The 15,091-nt window shown below is 73.0% G+C and carries 15 protein-coding genes; 9 read left to right on the forward strand and 6 right to left on the reverse strand.

Annotated features, from left to right (window positions below):
* Positions 1-290: 290 nt before the first annotated feature.
* Positions 291-1,082 (forward strand): SGNH/GDSL hydrolase family protein, encoded by a 792-nt coding sequence (locus MXD60_RS26995; protein WP_248822510.1) that lies wholly within the window; start codon positions 291-293, stop codon positions 1,080-1,082.
* On the opposite strand, the gene MXD60_RS27000 is transcribed toward MXD60_RS26995, so the two are convergent.
* Genes MXD60_RS27000 through MXD60_RS30550 form a run of 3 tightly spaced genes read right to left on the reverse strand, consistent with a single transcriptional unit; the run spans position 1,033 to position 1,964 of the window.
* Positions 1,033-1,434: a TroA family protein gene (locus MXD60_RS27000; RefSeq protein ID WP_248822511.1), complete on the reverse strand. Its 402-nt coding sequence runs from the start codon at positions 1,432-1,434 to the stop codon at positions 1,033-1,035. The genes MXD60_RS26995 and MXD60_RS27000 overlap by 50 nt on opposite strands.
* On the reverse strand, positions 1,431-1,691 hold the full coding sequence (locus tag MXD60_RS27005) for a TroA family protein (RefSeq protein WP_248822512.1): 261 nt from the start codon (positions 1,689-1,691) through the stop codon (positions 1,431-1,433). Before MXD60_RS27005 ends, MXD60_RS27000 begins: the two co-directional genes overlap by 4 nt.
* 48 nt (positions 1,692-1,739) lie before the next feature.
* Positions 1,740-1,964, reverse strand: coding sequence for a TauD/TfdA dioxygenase family protein (locus MXD60_RS30550; RefSeq protein WP_518468777.1), 225 nt, complete (start codon positions 1,962-1,964; stop codon positions 1,740-1,742).
* Between the two features lie 10 nt (positions 1,965-1,974).
* Here MXD60_RS30550 and MXD60_RS30555 point away from each other — a divergent pair, with 10 nt between their 5' ends.
* Entirely contained in the window at positions 1,975-2,157 is a 183-nt protein-coding gene (locus tag MXD60_RS30555; protein ID WP_283099063.1) for a hypothetical protein, read from the forward strand.
* A gap of 1,055 nt (positions 2,158-3,212) precedes the next feature.
* Here MXD60_RS30555 and MXD60_RS27015 read toward each other — a convergent pair.
* Positions 3,213-3,992 (reverse strand): flavin reductase family protein, encoded by a 780-nt coding sequence (locus MXD60_RS27015; RefSeq protein ID WP_308222627.1) that lies wholly within the window; start codon positions 3,990-3,992, stop codon positions 3,213-3,215.
* A gap of 138 nt (positions 3,993-4,130) precedes the next feature.
* Here MXD60_RS27015 and MXD60_RS27020 point away from each other — a divergent pair, with 138 nt between their 5' ends.
* Entirely contained in the window at positions 4,131-5,387 is a 1,257-nt protein-coding gene (locus MXD60_RS27020; RefSeq protein ID WP_248822513.1) for a Rieske 2Fe-2S domain-containing protein, read from the forward strand.
* On the opposite strand, the gene MXD60_RS27025 is transcribed toward MXD60_RS27020, so the two are convergent.
* Positions 5,384-6,427, reverse strand: coding sequence for an aldo/keto reductase (locus tag MXD60_RS27025; RefSeq protein WP_283099064.1), 1,044 nt, complete (start codon positions 6,425-6,427; stop codon positions 5,384-5,386). The two genes, MXD60_RS27020 and MXD60_RS27025, sit on opposite strands and share 4 nt — an antisense overlap.
* The gene (locus tag MXD60_RS27030; RefSeq protein ID WP_248822514.1) at positions 6,424-6,582 is read right to left on the reverse strand and encodes a hypothetical protein; all 159 of its coding nucleotides are present in this window, start codon (positions 6,580-6,582) and stop codon (positions 6,424-6,426) included. The genes MXD60_RS27025 and MXD60_RS27030 overlap by 4 nt, the downstream gene beginning before the upstream one ends.
* 124 nt (positions 6,583-6,706) lie before the next feature.
* Here MXD60_RS27030 and MXD60_RS27035 point away from each other — a divergent pair, with 124 nt between their 5' ends.
* The 6 genes from MXD60_RS27035 to MXD60_RS27060 all read left to right on the forward strand — a co-directional run bounded on the left by MXD60_RS27035 (position 6,707) and on the right by MXD60_RS27060 (position 14,948).
* Complete coding sequence (locus MXD60_RS27035; RefSeq protein WP_248822515.1) at positions 6,707-7,378, forward strand: TetR/AcrR family transcriptional regulator; 672 nt, start codon at positions 6,707-6,709, stop codon at positions 7,376-7,378.
* A 101-nt stretch (positions 7,379-7,479) separates the two neighbouring features.
* Positions 7,480-7,815: a YciI family protein gene (locus MXD60_RS27040; protein ID WP_248822516.1), complete on the forward strand. Its 336-nt coding sequence runs from the start codon at positions 7,480-7,482 to the stop codon at positions 7,813-7,815.
* Positions 7,812-9,053 carry an RNA polymerase sigma factor gene (locus MXD60_RS27045; protein WP_248822517.1) on the forward strand — a complete coding sequence of 414 codons (1,242 nt, stop codon included), beginning with the start codon at positions 7,812-7,814 and terminating at the stop codon, positions 9,051-9,053. The genes MXD60_RS27040 and MXD60_RS27045 overlap by 4 nt, the downstream gene beginning before the upstream one ends.
* A gap of 127 nt (positions 9,054-9,180) precedes the next feature.
* A complete protein-coding gene (locus MXD60_RS27050; RefSeq protein WP_248822518.1) occupies positions 9,181-9,609 on the forward strand; it encodes a DUF4440 domain-containing protein in 429 nt (142 codons plus the stop codon).
* Between the two features lie 316 nt (positions 9,610-9,925).
* Positions 9,926-12,358 carry a protein kinase domain-containing protein gene (locus MXD60_RS27055; protein WP_308222628.1) on the forward strand — a complete coding sequence of 811 codons (2,433 nt, stop codon included), beginning with the start codon at positions 9,926-9,928 and terminating at the stop codon, positions 12,356-12,358.
* A 370-nt stretch (positions 12,359-12,728) separates the two neighbouring features.
* Positions 12,729-14,948 carry an NADP-dependent isocitrate dehydrogenase gene (locus MXD60_RS27060; RefSeq protein WP_248822519.1) on the forward strand — a complete coding sequence of 740 codons (2,220 nt, stop codon included), beginning with the start codon at positions 12,729-12,731 and terminating at the stop codon, positions 14,946-14,948.
* The last annotated feature ends 143 nt before the right edge of the window (positions 14,949-15,091 follow it).

The following is a 15,091-nucleotide window of genomic DNA, read 5'->3' on the forward strand; positions in this document are numbered from 1 at the left end:
GGGACGCGTGCCGGTGGGCGATGCGCCGCAGGATCGGGTCGACGGGCGGGCCGGGTTCGCCGAGCAGGTGCCCGGCGCACCCGCCGCCGGGCGCCGCCCCCCGACCGGTGATCCCATCCTGGAAGCTGAACCCAACTTCAGGTCAAGCGGGCGGGATCCGCGGCGCCGCCGCGGATCTGCCCGGCCGGCGGGACCGGCGGGGGCCGGCGAGCTACGATGCGGGCGCGTACCCGGGCCTCAGGCCGGTGGCCCCAGCCCGGTGGCGGCAGCAACGGCCGGAGGGGGGCGCTGTGGTCGGGCGGGTCCGGATTCTGGTGTCGGCGAGTGCGGCGGGCGGTGGTGCCGCCGTCGGAGCGGGTGTCGGGCTGTGGCGCCTCGCCCTGTTCCAGGGCACCGCGGCCGACCGCCGGGTGCGGCCGCTGACGACACCGGCACCGCCGGTGCGGGAGTACTACGGCAACCCGACCGATGCGCCGTTCACCCTCGCGATGCTGGGCGACTCCAGCGCCCAGGGCACCGGCGTGCACGACTACGACGACACCCTCGGTGGCTGGCTCGCGCGGCGCCTCGCCGCCGAGGGGCGCCACGTCCGCGTCGTCAGCGCTGCCCGCGACGGCGCCCGCTCCGAACACCTCGCCGCGCAGGTCGCCCAGATCGCCGTCGCCGGCCCGAACCTCGTGGTGATCTCCATCGGCGTGAACGACGTCCGCAACCGCACCTCACCGGCCACTGTCGCCCGCCACCTGCGTGCCGCCGTCGCCGACCTGCGCCGCGGCGGCGCCCAGGTGATCGTGGGCACCACCCCCGACCTCAGCGTGATCGCCGCCGTCCGCACGCCGCTGCGAGAGGTCCTCTGGCTGCTCGGCCGGCGCCTCGAACGGGCCCAGACCCCGGCGGTGGCGGCGGCCGGCGGCTGGCCGGTGACGTTGCGGACCAGCGTGTCGCGGGCGTTCGCCACCGACGGGAGCCTGTTCGCCGCCGACGGCCTGCACGCCTCCGCCCGTGGCAACGCCGTCATCGGCGCCGCCCTGCTCACCGCCTGGGCGGCCCTGCCCGGATGTCGTGGATCTGCGCGTCGGTGAGCTTGTAGGAATAGAACTTCTCGTAGAAGGTCCGCGTCTCGTTCTCCAGGTTGACGTCGGTGAACAGCTCCGGGTGGAACGTCTTCCCGGCCCACAGCGGCTGCAGGGCGCTTTCCGCGCTGCGCGCCGCCCAGGTGAACACACCCTGCGGAGCGCCGAGAACGTGCTTGTCCTTCACGGCCGTCACCGAGCGGTACGCCGGGCTCGTCATGATCTGCTTCACCGTCGGCGCGTCCCGGCAGATGATGTGGTCGGGGTTCCAGCTCACGACATCCTCGGCGGTCACCGTCGAGAAGCCCGACTTGGTGATGTCGTGGTCGGCCGCGGTGTTCGTGCCACCGCCCTGGGTCATCCAGGTCGTGATGATCGAGCGAACAGCACGACCGGGATCCCGGCCTTCTCCAGCTGCGGCACCAGCGCCCTGGCCGACGTCGCGGCGAGGACCACCTGCGGCTTCGCGGCGAGCAGATCCTCGATGTTCACCGTGGTCAGCGTCGAACTGAACGGCGTCGGGATGCTCTTCAGCCGCGGATAGACGGTCTCGAACAGCGGGCGCGGCGCGCTCTTCATGCTGGCGACGACCGTGTCCAGCTTGCGCGCTGCCGCCACCGCCGCTGGATCCGCAGGCGCCGAGCAGCGCCAGCGCGAGGGTGAGCGTCAGCGCGAGGAGCCATTGCGGTCCGCCTCCCGCAGCTCCGGCGACAGCGCCCGGTACGCCTCCACGCCGCTGGCCCACAGCGTGTCCCCGCCGGTCGGCGGCACCCGCACACCCCGCAGCATCGAGGCCAGCGGCGGGGTGGGCAGGCTGCTGGCGTCGAAATGCCAGCCGCCGTTGCTGCCGCCGTGGACCTCGTGCACACCGGGGCCGCGCCGGGTTCGGATCGACGACGCTGTGGAAGACGAGGATCGTCCCGAGCGCCTCGGCGAAGGCGACCTGGTCGGCGGTCTCCATCGGCTGGTCGCGCCATACCAACACCCGGTGGCGAAAAAGAAGTGTACGGATTATCTCTCGTTGTTCAGCGGTGATCCCTTCTTTGAGCGTGATTCCGGAGACTTCCGCGCCGATGGTCGGTGACAGCGTTCTCACGGTCAGGCCGGCGCTGGGCGCCGACGTCGATGTGCTCGTGGAAACCTCGGGTCCGGCCGTCCCCGCGGTCGCGGACCGACGGACGGCAGGTCACTCGCGGGTGTCGCTCCGCGGACGGAGGAGCACCCGTGGTCGGGCATGGGCTGACCCGGCCACGCCGGGATACCCGTCGGCCTGGCGCGCGGAGGATTCCGACGACGCTGACCTGCGGGAAGGCGGAGCGCGGGGGAGGAGCGGCGAGTCCAGGTCCGCGGGTGGCGCGCCGTGGCCATGGCGACGCGACGGCTCACCATCGCCCGCGCCGGCCGGACCGAGCCGTGTGAAACACCTGGTGAACATGCCCGTGGGGACTGCGTTCGCAGTGAACCACACGCCTCCGGTCGTCCGAGCCCACAATGTCGTTACGGCGCGGTAAAACCTGTGGCTGCGGTAATGCGGCGGCCCGGCTTCCCGATAGTTCGGGAGACGCTCCGCGAATACTCCACCGCCGCGGCACCGGCCTGACGCGGAGTGATGCGACGGCACTACGCGCCGTGGACCGCTATCCGCCGACCAAGATAATCAACAGTGATGACAACCCGCCAGCGCACAAAAACGATCATGAAAAGGTGGTTCGACCAAGCGGCAGGGACAGGCGACCATGCGACGGGTGCCGGGTCGGTCTCGTGCCCGAAATGTCGCCTAGAACGACCCGCAAGGCGGCCTTCCCGCGTTCCCCATCACTCCACGTAGCTGGGATCTCCGGGGGGCAGGGTTTCGGCCGGTCCGGTGGAGCAGCGGAAGCCGTGGCCGAACGCGGACGGGCGGGGTGGGGGGGGGGGGGCGCCCCCCCCCCCCCCCCCCCCCCCCCCCGCCCGGTCAGGTGTGGACTGCGCCCGACTAGTAGCGCGGGTTGCGGTTGGGATGTGCGGCGCGGTCGCGGCGGCGTATGCGAAGCCGTCGGACGTCGCCCTTGATGCGGTTCAGGATCCTCATCGCTGGCCTCCTCGTCGTCGGTGGCGTGCACGTGGGGTTCGTGTGCCCGGGGGCGAGGACGCCAACCGTCATCGCCCGCTTTTTCCGGACGGCGCCATCCCGGCCGCCGGCGCGCCGGACGTCGGACGCACGGCGCGGCGTGCGCGAATGCCGAGGTCACCGTCGGTCCGCGGACCGCCGCGGCGAGCCGGCCCAGCGGTGACATCGGCGCCGACGGGGGCCTGCGCGGCGAGGTCCGCGGCGGGAGAGTGGAACGTGCCGTAGTCGCCGTCGTGGTAGATGAGCGGGGCAGCCGTGCGGTGCGTGCGGCTGTCGAGCACCTCCGCGATGACCAGCCAGTGGTCGCCCGCGGCGATGCGCTGGCGGATCCCGCAGCGGACCCACACGGCCGCGTCGAGCAGCAGCGGCTCGCCGGTCTCCAACGGGCGCCAGCGGGTCGGCGGGGCGAACCGGTCGGCGCCCGGCAGCGCGAAACGGGCGGCGAGGTCCCGCTGGTCGTGTGAGAGCAGGTGCACCACCAGGGAGTCGGCGGCAAGCAGCGCCGGGGCGAGCGATGACCCCGTCGACAGTGCCAGCGACAGCAACGGCGGACGTTCGGACAGCGACGTCACCGACGTCGCGGTGAAACCGGACGGCCCGCCCGAGCCCGCCATCGTTACGATCGTCACCCCCGCCGCGTGCCGCCGGAAGACGCGCCGAAACGCCTCCCCGCCCGCGGCGCCCGGATCCGCCCTGTCCACCTGCGCTGGCGGGGCACCGCCGCCGGCGCGTGCGGCGGGGCGGGGCGGTGCGGCGACCGGGGCAGGCTGGCGGGAGGTCGCGGGCCGGGCTGGGGTGGGCTTCGCCATACCTACACCCTGCGGCACCGTCGCCGCCCTGTACACCGACGCGCGCGCCCGGCCTTGCAGCCGGGGTCGTTACCGAATTGACATCGTCGCAGCGCAGCGGGCAATCCGGGCGCAACCGGCCGGCCCTAGCGTCAAGGCATGCCGTCCGACGACCGTGAGCACCCGGCTGTGCCCCCGACCGCCGGCGCGCCGTCGCCGCGCGCCGCATCGGCGCCCCGGCTTGCCCTGGTGCGCACTCTGCCCGCCGTGCCGGCGCCGCGCCTGCCGGTCCTGCCCGGCGAGGGCGCTGACGACGCCGCGCTCGACCGGGCGTTCACCGCGGCCGCGGCCCGCTACTGGCATCCGGTAGCCCGCAGCGTCGACGTCCGCAGGCAGCCACGGGCCGCGATGCTGCTCGGCGTGCCGCTGGTGCTGTGGCGTCCGGTGGCGTCGAACGGGGTGTCGGCGCTGGTGGACCAGTGCCCCCATCGCGGCGTGCCGCTGTCTTCCGGGACCGTCGACGAGGACGGCCGGCTGCGCTGCGCCTACCACGCGTGGGCGTTCGCCGGCGACGGGCGCTGCGTCGAGGTGCCGCAGCAGCCGGACCGGCGCATCCCCGACGTCGTCGCCGCCCGCCGGGTCCGGGCCGCCGAGGGCGCCGGGCTGGTCTGGGCGTGCCTCGTCGAGGCGGCGGACGAGGCCCGCGCGCGACCCCGGTTCCCCGAGATCGAGGACCGTGGCTGGCCCCACCATGTCGGCGCCGTGCAGGACTGGTCGGCGCAGGCCGCCCGCCAGGTCGAGAACTTTTGCGACATCGGGCACTTCTCGGTGCTGCACCCCGACACGTTCGGCAATCCGCGGGTCCGCACCGTGGATCCGTACCCGGTACACCGCGACGGCGACACGGTGCGGGCCGAGTACCACTACCCGGCGGTGGACCCGCTGGCCGCGCCCGGTCCGGACGGGCGGCGTCCCGTCGGCGAGACGCACCTGAGATATCGGATCGAGCTGCCGTTCGGCGTGTGGCTCGCGGGGGCGCACGGCCCGGGTTCGGTGATGTTCGTGGTCAGCGCGCCGACGACCGCGACGACCCTACGGCTGTTCTGGATGTCCGCGTTCGACCCGGCGGTGCACGGCGACGGCCCGGTCGACGGCGCCGCGCTGCAGGCCGTCGAGGACCGCATCTGGGCGCCCGACCGCCGCATCGTCGAATCCCAGCGCCCCGTGCGGCTGTTCGCCGCCAACGAGGTCCACCGCGCCTTCGACGCACTCGGCGTCGCCTACCGCCGCGCCCTCCGCGACCTGGGCTTCGCCCCGAGCACCCTTCCCCCGACACCGACACCGACACCGACACCACCCGCACCCACCCGGCCGACGTCGGCCCCGCGAGTGTCCCTCGTGCGACATATGCGTTAGTCCTCCACGAGGGCGGCGCCGAAGACCCAGGGCGAGGTCTGGTCGATGAAGTCGGTCGGGAAGCCCGGCGAGAAGCCGGTGGCCTCGTCGAGCCGGGCGACGAGGGCGGGCGGCAGGGTGACGTCGACCGAGCCGAGGTTGTCGCGCAGCTGCTCGATACGGCGCGCACCCACGATCGGGACGACGGCCGCCGAACGGCTCCTCGTCCAGGCGATGGCGACCTGCGACGAGGTGACACCGAGCTCGTCGGCGACCTCGCGCACCGCCCGGGCGACGGCGAAATCCCGCTCGCTCAACGACTCGGCGCTCAGCCGCGTCGGAGCGGCGCCGTCCGCCTGGCCCCCGCCACCGCCGCCGGGCGGGGGAGCCGGCGCGGGGAGATATTTGCCGGACAGGACGCCGCCGCCCAGCGGGCTCCACGCGGTCACCCCGAGGCCGAGGGACTGCGCCATGGGCAGCAGCTCCCGCTCGATGTCGCGCTTGAGGAGGCTGTAGGGCACCTGCAGGCCGACGAACGGACTCCAGCCGCGCCAGTCGGCGAGGGTGTTCGCGCGAGCGACGACCCACGCGGGGGCGTCGGAGATGCCGACATAGAGAACCGTGCCGGCGCGGACCGCGTCGTCGAGCGCGCGCATCGTCTCCTCGATCGGCGTGGCGCGGTCCCACATGTGGACCCAGTAGATGTCCAGGTAGTCGGTACGAAGCCGCCGCAGGCTGGTCTCGAGGGACGCGCGCAGGTTCTTGCGGGCATTGCCGGCGGCGTTCGGATCGGCACGATCCCGGGAGACGGTGTACTTGCTGCCGAGCACGAAGGACTCGCGCCGGCCGGCCAGCAGCTCGCCGAGGATCTCCTCGCTGGCACCGTCCCGGTAGTTGATCGCGGTGTCGATCGTGTTGCCGCCCGCGTCGGCGTAGGCGTCGAGGATGCGGCGGCACTCCGCCAGCGGGGCGCCGACCCCGCCCTGCTCGCCGAAGGTCATCGCGCCGAGTATCAGCTCCGAGACCCGCAGTCCGCTGGCGCCCAGCGTCCGGTATCTCATGACGCGTCCGATCGACTGATCGTCCCGGCGGGCTGGTGCGGGGGCGAGGTCGGGTCCGGTTCGCCGTCCGTCCCGGAGAGGCCGTCCGTCCCGGAGAGGCCGTCCGTCCCGGAGAGGCCGTCCGTCCCGGAGAGGCACAGCGCGATGGTGGTCATGCGACGACCATACGCCTCGTCTGGTCGGTGCGTCTGGTCTGGTGGACCGGGCATCGTGTGGTCGGTGGCCATCGGTGTGCGTCCTTGCCGCCGTGGTCGGGACCAGGTGCCCTAACGTGGGAGGATGACGACGTCCCGCGCGGTGGCCTCGGCCCGCCGCTCCGTCGGTGAGGCGCCGCCCGCCGAGCTGAGGTCCCGGCTGCTCGCCGCGCTGGAGGAGCTGCTGGCGCACCGCCGGTTCGACGCGCTGGGCGTCATCGACATCATTCGTGCGGCGGGCGTGTCGAAGGCCAGCTTCTACTTCTACTTCGCCAGCAAGCAGGCGGTGCTCGCCGAGCTCGTCCGGCAGGCGGTCCAGCGGGGGCACGAGGCCGCGCGGCCGTGGGTCGACGACGATGCGGCGCCGCAGCTGGATCCGGTGGCCGGCCTGCGCCTCGGAGTCGCCGACGGCGCGCGGCTGTGGCGCGAGAACGCCGGCGTCCTGCGAGCGATCGTCGAGAGCTGGGGCTCCGACGACGAACTGCGCACGCTGTGGCTGGACCAGATGAACAGCTTCACCGAGGCCACCGTCACCCGGATCGAGGCGGATCCCGCGGCGCTGACCCACCTCGCCGGCGCGGACCTGCGCGCGACCGCGGCGGGCCTGACCTGGCTCGGTGAGCGCCTGTACTACCTCGCCGCCGCGGGCGTGGCGCCCTTCGACGACCAGACCGTCCTCATCGACACGCTGCTCAACGCCTGGACCACCACGCTGTACGGACGAACAGCCGCCGACGTCGCCCGGCCGAAGGACTGAGAAAAATCCTGGCGGCGGTGTCGGATCGGGGCAGCGGCGTTCGTGGTACCGGTGAGTGGCTGCCCGCGAGGGGCGCCCCGAACCGCAGGAGATGAGCCGAGATGCAGTACCTGGTTTCCGTGATCCACGACAGCCGTGACCCCTCCTCCGTCGAGGCGGAGGCTGCTGAGCAGGCTGCCATCGACGTGTTCAACGCCCGGCTCCAGGACGAGGGGCACTGGGTCTTCGCCGGTGGTCTCGGGGTGCCTGACAACGCCACCGTCATCGACAACCGGGGCGGGGACGCGGTGGTCACCGACGGGCCGTTCGTGGAGTCGAAGGAGTTCCTCGTCGGCTTCTGGATCATTGACGCTCCCGATCTCGACGTCGCGCTGAGGCTTGGCGCCGAGGGGTCGAAGGCCTGCAACCGCAAGATCGAGGTGCGGCCGTTCCTGTGAGCCACACCGACGTCCAGGCGGCGATCACCGACGTCCACCGTGCTGAGTGGGCGCGGGTGGTCGCCGCCCTGGTCAGGCGTTTCGGCGATCTTGACCTCGCCGAGGAGGCGGCGGCCGAGGCGTTCGCGGCCGCCGTCGAGCGGTGGCCGGCGGACGGCCTGCCGCCCAACCCCGGCGCCTGGCTGACCCTCACCGCGACCCGCATGGCCATCGACCGGATCCGCCGGGAAGCCAAGCGCGACGGCAAGCAGAGGGAGGCTCGCATGCTGCAGGACGACACAGCGTCCGAGGCTGTCGGCGTCGTCGAGGACGAACGGCTGCGGCTGATCTTCACCTGCTGTCATCCCGCGCTGGCGATGCCGTCTCGGGTGGCGTTGACGCTGCGGATGGTCGGGGGCCTGACCGTGGCCGAGATCGCCCGCGTCTTCCTCGTGCGGGAAACTGCGATGGGCCAGCGGATCACCCGCGCGAAGGCCAAGATCAAGGCGGCCCGGATCCCCTGTCGGGTGCCGTCCGCGGAGGATCTCCCCGCCCGCGTCGGCGGCGTCCTCGCCGTTCTGTTCCTGGTGTTCAACGAGGGCTACCTGGCGACCGGTCCCGACTCCGATCCGCTCCGGGGGGACCTGACCGCCGAGGCGATCCGGCTCACCCGCCTGCTCGGTGCGCTTCTGCCGGCGGACGGTGAGGTGACCGGGCTGCTGGCGTTGATGCTGCTCACCGAGGCGCGCCGCCCCGCCCGGCTCTCGGCGAGTGGTGAGCTGGTCGCGCTCGACGAGCAGGACCGTGGACGCTGGGACGGGGACCTGATCACCGAAGGCCACCGGCTGGTGCGCGGGCGCCTGGCCGCTGCCGCCGCCGGGATCGCCCCGGGCCGCTACCAGATCCTCGCGGCGATCAACGCCGTGCACACCTCCGCCCGCGACATCCGCGACACCGACTGGTCGCAGGTCGTCGCCCTCTACGACCAGCTCGTCGGCCTCGACCGTTCACCGATCATCGTTCTGAACCGGGCCATCGCGGTCGCCGAACTCGACGGTCCACAGGTCGCGCTGGCTGCCGTCGACCGCCTCGCGGACGTGCTGGCCGGCTATCACGCCTACCACGCGACCCGCGCGGACCTGCTGCGCCGGCTGGGCCGCGTCCCCGAGTCGCGGGCGGCCTACAGCAAGGCCATCGACCTGGCGGGCAACACCGCCGAGATCGCACACCTCACCCGTCGCCGCGACGACCTGCGATAGCACCCACGGATCCCGGACGAACGGGGCCGACGGACGCGCCCAGTCCGGAGCGTTTCCTTGACCTCATGTCAGCTTCACCTTCTAGCCTCGACCGCGAGCGTCGTCGTCGAGTGGAGGTCGAAACACCGTGAGCCCGAGCGAGATCCGACCAGTCCTGGACCATGACGAGGCGGCGCGTGCCGCCGCCGAGGCGGTGTTCGCCCGCTTCGTCGTCGAGTTGCAAAAGGGTCTGGACACCTCCGACGCCGACACCTACGACCGCTCCTTCGCCGCCGACGTGGTGTGGGGAAGCCCGTACGGCGCGACCCTGGCCAGCTTCGACGACCTCAACGCGGTGCACCGGGCCCTCATGGCCCGCGGCACGGCGCCGCCCTCGGACTTCGAGGTCGTCGCCGTGCGTGCCCCGGCGCCCGGTGTCGCGATCGGACAGATCCGCCGCCGGGCCCGCGACGCCGACGGATTCTCGGAAATGGCGCTTTACGCCCTGGTCGAACGCGATGGTCGCTGGTGGCTGGCCGCCGCGCAGAACACTCCGATCGCCGCGGCACCGGCCTGATCGCGGCGGCCGTTTCCGAAAGGAATGACGGACATCCCAACGGATGACGGGCGGGTGGACGTCGGTGCCGGCCCGCACTGCGTTCCGCCCCGCATTCCGATCGGATTCGGTGTTCCGCCTTCGTTCTTCACCGCCCGGCCGCGCCCCCGGGTGCGCCGTACGGAGCTGCGCGGTACCGGCCATGCACCGTTGGTCGAGTCGGGTGCCGGCCCAGAGGTGAGGCCGTTGGTGCCGTGACCGGGCATCGCTGCGTGACGACACTGCTACGCGACTCGCCGTGGCGTTCATGCCGCCTGAGCGGCGAGGACGTCAGAGGATGGGGCCATACAGTGACATCCTCGTGGAACTGGGGGCGCAGCGGGCCATGCCGACCGACCGAACCGCGAGCCCGCACGGGCGGCTCGGCGGTCGATACACACTGGGGCGTCTTCTCGGGCGCGGCGGTGGCGGCGTCGTCCGCGAGGGTGAGGACACCCTGTTACGCCGCCGCGTCGCCATCAAGGAGCTGCGCCGCCCGCCGGCCGCCTCGCAGGTCGAGGCGGAGGTGTTCAACGCGCGGGTGCTGCGGGAGGCGCGGGCGGCGGCCCGGCTGCGCCACCCTGGCCTGGTCACCGTCTACGACGTCATCAACGCCGACGACCGCACCTGGATCGTCATGGAGTACGTCGATGGCCAGTCGCTCGCCGAGCTGATCCGCGAGCACGGCCGGATCACGCCGCTGCGCGCGGCCAGGATCGGGGTGAGCCTGGCCTACGCCCTGGAGGCCGCGCACCGCGCCGGGGTGGTGCACCGCGACGTCAAGCCGGGGAACGTACTGGTCAGCACCGACGGCCAGGCCCGCCTCACCGACTTCGGCATTGCGGTCTCCGAAGGTGACGCGACGCTGACCGAGGCGGGGATGCTCGTCGGCTCGCCCGCCTACATCCCACCCGAACGAGCCCGGGGCGACCGGGTCGGCACCGCGGGCGACGTGTGGGGCCTCGGGGCCACCCTGTTCACCGCGGTCGAGGGCGTCCCGCCGTTCGAGGGGGACGGCACGCTCGCCGTCCTCGCCGCCGTCGTCCAGGACCGGCGCCGTCCGTTCCGGCACTGCGGGCCACTGCGGTCGGTGCTCACCGAGCTCCTCGCCGCCAATCCGCGGCACCGGCCGTCGCTCGCCGAGGCACGGGGCCGGCTGCGGGAGATCGCGGACCGCCTGGACGAGCAGACCCACAATGGCGTCACCCTGCTGGACATCCTCCAGCCCGACCCGACCACCGACCAGCCCGTTCCAGCCCTCGACCGGCCCGAACGTGCCAGTGCATCGCCCGAACGGACCGATCTCCCGTCAGCCCCGGCCAGTACCCAGCCCGTGGGCGCGCTCCCCGCCCAGCCGGGCTCGCCAACCGCCCAACCGGGCTCGCCGACCCTGCGATCGGGCCAGTCAACCGACCAGCGGGGCCAGTCGACCGACCAGACGGGCCCCTCGACCGACCAGACGGGCTCGGTAACCGCCCAGCCAGGGCCGTCCGCCGCCCAGTCGGGCCCGTTCGCTGCCCGGCCGGCTCAACCCGATGACCAGCCCGACCCGTCCACTGCCCGGCACGATCGGCCTGGCGACCAGTCGGATCGGGCCAGGGCAGGCGGGAACGAGGCGGCCGCGCCGCTCGCGGTGTCCCAGCTGGCACCGGTGGCCGACGAGACCGGGCCACCCGCTGATCAGACGGCCGCCGCCGGCGTGCCGACCCCCGAGGAACAGCACGCCTCCGGTCGCGCCAGCACGCCGGTCGGCGCCGTGCCTGCCCGTGAATCCACGCCGTCCGCGGGCGGCCAGCCGGCGCCGGCGGGTGCGGCAGCGGCCTCGCCCTCCGCGGCGGACGCCGCGGAGGCATCCTCCGAAGTGTCCTCGACCCGTGGTGACCAGGCAGCGGGACGCGAATCGTCCCCGGGCACACCGGCCCGACCGGGCCAGGCCGCGCGCCGCCGCCGGCTGCTGCTGGCCCTGGTGGGCGGTGCGGTCCTCATCGCGGTCGGGCTCGTCCTCGGCCTGGTCATCGGCGGGGACCGATCGGGCCGGGACGCCGCCACGCGTGGCCCGGCGGCCACGGCGTCACCGTCACCGACGCCGCGCCCGACGACCAGCCCGCCCAGCCCGGCGGCGACCACCGCGCCGGCGCCCACGGGCACCGCCCCGGCAACCTCGCCGAGCCCGGCGGCGCGCGGCACCACGCCCTCCGCAGCCGCTGCCACGGAGGCGACCCGGTCCGGCTCGACGGCCTCCCTCGACGATCTCGGATCGCTCGTGTCCAGCTCGACGACGCCGGCGTCCGCCCCGGAGGGCTATCGCGTCCACCGGGACGCGACCGGGTGGTCGGCGGCGCTGCCGACGGACTGGCAGCTCGCCGGCGGCGGCTTCCCGCGCCTGCGCGCCAACGCGCCGTCGGGGTTCCCGGACCTGCTGGTCGAGGTCCAGACCAAGGCCGGTGCGTCGGCGATCGGTGCCTGGCGTGACCTGGAGCCGACCGTGCTTGCCTCCACCAGCGGCTACCATCTGCTGTCCATTCGTCCGGCGGACGGCGGCGCCGGGACGACGGCGGCGATCTGGGAGTTCACCTTCACCTCGGGCGCACGCACCATCCACGTCCTCGATCTCGGCCTCATCCGCAACGGCCACGGCTACGCGCTGCGCTGGCGGGCGCCGGAGCCGGACTGGTCGGGCTCGCTCGCCCAGCTACGAACGATCGTGGCCTCGTTCCGTCCCGGGCCGTGAGCCTGATCGGCCCGGGAGCGCGGGTCGGCTCGAACCGGCCGGTCCGGGAGCGGTCGCGGGGTGATGTCGGTCGCCCGCCGTGCGTCCACGCGAGTCCGGGCCACGTACGGTAACCACTGACAATCTTCGTCGAACGGGCCGCTGCCATACAATCCCGGGCGGTGCCCAGCCGACCACCTCGGTGCCGATCTCGCGAGCAGACCGTGGTCGGCGAGGCGAGCCTCGCGTCGGCTGTGGGCGCTGTGCAGGCGTCCCGGCTGTCCGGTGCCGACCTGTCGGCGAGGCGTCCCGGCCGCCGCCGAGGCGGGAGCGCGGGAGGCTCGCGGCATATCGTGATACCCAGACGGAGTAGACGTGAAGCGGAGTGTCGGTGACTGATTCAACGATCATCTATACGCACACCGATGAGGCGCCGGCCTTGGCGACGTACTCGTTCCTGCCGGTGGTGCAGGCGTACGCGGCGGCCGCGGGGGTCCCGGTGGACAGCCGCGACATCTCCCTGGCCGGGCGGATCATCGCGAGCTTCCCCGAGCACCTCGAGCCCGAGCAGCGCATCGACGACGCGCTCGCCGAGCTCGGCGAGCTCGCGAAGACGCCCGGCGCGAACATCATCAAGCTGCCGAACATCTCGGCCTCGATCCCGCAGCTGCGGGCCGCGGTCGCCGAGCTGCAGGCCAAGGGCTATGCGCTGCCGGACTACCCGGACGATCCGGCGACCGACGCCGAGCGGGAGATCCGAGCCCGCTACGACCGGATCAAGGGCAGCGCCGTGAACCCGGTGCTGCGCGAGGGCAACTCCGACCGCCGCGCCCCCGCCTCGGTCAAGGCCTACGCCCGCGTGCACCCGCACCGGATGGGCGCCTGGAACGCCGAGTCGAGGACGAACGTCGCCACCATGGGCGCCGACGACTTCCGCTTCACCGAGAAGTCCGTGATCATCCCGGCGGACGACACGCTGCGTATCGAGCTGGTCGGCGACGACGGCTCCACCGCCGTCCTGCTGCCGGCGCTGAAGGTCCTCGCCGGCGAGGTCGTCGACGCCTCCGTCCTGCGGGTCGCCGTGCTGCGCGAGTTCCTCACCGCGCAGATCGCCCGCGCCAAGGCCGAGAACGTGCTGTTCTCGGTGCACCTCAAGGCCACGATGATGAAGGTCTCCGACCCGATCATCTTCGGCCACGTGCTGCGCGCGTTCTTCCCGAAGACCTTCGCCGCCCACGGCGCCGCGCTCGCCGCCGCCGGCCTCACCCCGAACGACGGCCTCGGCGGCATCTTCAAGGGCCTCGAGTCGCTGCCCGGCGGCGCGGACATCCGCGCCTCCTTCGACGCCGAACTCGCCGAGGGCCCGGCGCTCGCGATGGTCGACTCCGACAAGGGCATCACCAACCTGCACGTCCCCAGCGACATCATCGTCGACGCCTCCATGCCCGCGATGATCCGCACCTCCGGTCACATGTGGGGCCCGGACGGCGCCGAGGCCGACACCCTCGCGGTCCTGCCCGACTCCAGCTACGCCGGCATCTACCAGGTCGTCCTGGACGACTGCCGCGCGCACGGCGCCTACGACCCGGCCACGATGGGCTCGGTGCCCAACGTCGGCCTCATGGCGCAGAAGGCCGAGGAGTACGGCAGCCACGACAAGACCTTCGAGATCGCCACGACCGGCACCGTCCGCGTCGTCAACGCCGCCGGCGAGGTGGTGCTCGAGCAGACCGTCGCCGCCGGCGACATCTTCCGCGCCTGCCAGACGAAGGATGCGCCCATCCGCGACTGGGTGAAGCTCGCCGTCACCCGCGCCCGCGCCACCGGCGACCCGGCGGTGTTCTGGCTCGACGAGACCCGTGCGCACGACGCCCGCCTCATCGAGAAGGTCCGCGCCTACCTCACCGAGCACGACACCGCCGGTCTCACCATCGAGATCAAGGCCCCGGTCGACGCGATCGCCTACTCGTTGGACCGGATCCGTCGCGGCGAGGACACGATCTCCGTCACCGGCAACGTTCTGCGCGACTACCTGACCGACCTGTTCCCGATCCTGGAACTTGGCACGAGTGCCAAGATGCTCTCCGTCGTTCCGCTGATGAACGGCGGCGGCCTGTTCGAGACCGGCGCCGGCGGCTCCGCGCCCAAGCACGTCCAGCAGCTGGTCAAGGAGAACTACCTGCGCTGGGACAGCCTCGGTGAGTTCCTCGCCCTCGCGGTCAGCTTCGAGCAGTTCGCCACCACCACCGGCAACACCCGCTCGAAGATCCTCGCCGACACCCTCGACCGCGCCACCGCCACCTTCCTCAACGAGGACAAGTCCCCGGCGCGGCGCGTCGGCGGCATCGACAACCGCGGCAGCCACTTCTACCTGTCCCTGTACTGGGCGCAGGAACTCGCCGCGCAGACCGAGGACGCGACGCTGGCCGCTACGTTCGCCACCCTGGCGAAGTCGCTGACCGAGTCCGAGCAGACGATCGCCGAGGAACTGCTCGCCGTCCAGGGCAAGCCCGCCGACATCGGCGGCTACTACCAGCCCGACCCGGTGAAGGCCACCGAGGTGATGCGCCCGTCGGTCACCTTCAACGAGGCCCTCACCCTGCTGTCCTGACGATCGGCTCCACACACCGGACGGCCCCGGCCACCCGGACGCACGACCTTCGACGCCCCCCCCCCCCCCCCCCGGGGGGGGGGGGGGGGGGGGGGGGGGCCGGTTTTGGGGGCGCCCCCGGGCCGCCGCCCCCATTTACGCCA

This window comes from Frankia sp. AgB32 (genome assembly GCF_023243045.1).
Taxonomy (GTDB): Bacteria; Actinomycetota; Actinomycetes; order Frankiales; family Frankiaceae; genus Frankia.

What these genes read in the sequence shown, in the direction of transcription:
- MXD60_RS27035 (WP_248822515.1), top strand. Translation starts at nt 6,707, where the DNA reads ATGACGACGTCCCGCGCGGTGGCCTCGGCCCGCCGCTCCGTCGGTGAG.
- MXD60_RS27030 (WP_248822514.1), bottom strand. Translation starts at nt 6,582, where the DNA reads ATGACCACCATCGCGCTGTGCCTCTCCGGGACGGACGGCCTCTCCGGG.
- MXD60_RS27000 (WP_248822511.1), bottom strand. Translation starts at nt 1,434, where the DNA reads ATGACCCAGGGCGGTGGCACGAACACCGCGGCCGACCACGACATCACC.
- MXD60_RS27040 (WP_248822516.1), top strand. Translation starts at nt 7,480, where the DNA reads ATGCAGTACCTGGTTTCCGTGATCCACGACAGCCGTGACCCCTCCTCC.
- MXD60_RS27025 (WP_283099064.1), bottom strand. Translation starts at nt 6,427, where the DNA reads ATGAGATACCGGACGCTGGGCGCCAGCGGACTGCGGGTCTCGGAGCTG.
- MXD60_RS27020 (WP_248822513.1), top strand. Translation starts at nt 4,131, where the DNA reads ATGCCGTCCGACGACCGTGAGCACCCGGCTGTGCCCCCGACCGCCGGC.
- MXD60_RS27015 (WP_308222627.1), bottom strand. Translation starts at nt 3,992, where the DNA reads ATGGCGAAGCCCACCCCAGCCCGGCCCGCGACCTCCCGCCAGCCTGCC.
- MXD60_RS27055 (WP_308222628.1), top strand. Translation starts at nt 9,926, where the DNA reads ATGGGGCCATACAGTGACATCCTCGTGGAACTGGGGGCGCAGCGGGCC.